Below are 962 nucleotides of genomic sequence, written 5' to 3'. Positions count from 1 at the left end.
GTATTCGACGGTGGCGCGGATGTGGTGGCCCCAGTAGGCGGGGTCGGTGGGTTGTTGGTTGGTGATCCAGGTGCCGGTGGTGTTGGAGATGAAGGGGGTGTGGGGGGGTTGGGGGTTGGTGGTGGCGACCGCGGTGGTGAATTCCGCGATCATCGGTTCCATGAGGGGGGAGTGGAAGGCGTGGCTGGTGGTGATGGGTTGGGTGGGCCAGCCGTTTTCTTCGGCGAGGGTGGTGAAGGTGTGGATGGCGTCGTGGGGGCCGGAGATGACGCAGTCTCGGGGGCCGTTGTGGGCGGCGAGGGAGAGGGTGTCGGGGAGGGCGGCTTCGATGGTGGTGCGGTCGGCCATGACGTTGAGCATGGCGCCGGGGGTTTGGGCTTGCATGAGGCGGCCGCGGAGGGCGATGAGGCGGAGGGCGTCGGGGAGGGTGAAGACGCCGGCGAGGCAGGCGGCGGTCCATTCGCCGAGGCTGTGGCCGAGCATGGCGGTGGGGGTGATGCCCCAGGTTTTCCAGAGGTGGGCGAGGGCGTATTCGATGGTGAAGAGGGCGGGTTGGGCCCATTGGGTCTGGTCGAGTCGGGGGTCGTCGGTGAAGACGATGGTGCGGATGTCTTCGCCGAGGTGGGGGGTGAGGAGTTCGGCGCATTCGTCGACGGTGCTGCGGAATGCGGGTTCGTGTTGGTAGAGGTCGTGGGCCATGCGGGTGTGTTGTGAGCCTTGGCCGCTGAAGAGGTAGATCAGTGGTGTGGTGTCGTGGGTGGTGTGGCTGGTGGTGGTGTGGGCGGGGTCGCGGGTTTCCAGGGCTGTGGCGATGGCGTCGGGTGTGGTGCCGGTGACGGTGCGGCGGTGGGGGAAGGTGTGGCGTCCGGTGGCGAGGGTGTATGCGGCGTCGGCGAGGTTGGGTTGGGTGCGGCGCAGGTGGGCGGCGAGTCGGTCGGTGGCTTCTTCGAGTGCTTGGGGGG

General features: G+C 68.0%; 1 protein-coding gene. It reads right to left on the bottom strand.

What is annotated here, in order from left to right; genetic code table 11:
- On the bottom strand, positions 1–962 hold a 962-nt coding region (locus tag ADK52_RS08580; protein WP_159045877.1), incomplete at both ends, for an acyltransferase domain-containing protein.

It is taken from the genome of Streptomyces sp. WM6372, assembly GCF_001279655.1.
Classification (GTDB): domain Bacteria; phylum Actinomycetota; class Actinomycetes; order Streptomycetales; family Streptomycetaceae; genus Streptomyces.
Note: the sequence above shows the minus strand (reverse complement) of the source record. Positions and strands in the feature narration are given on the sequence as shown.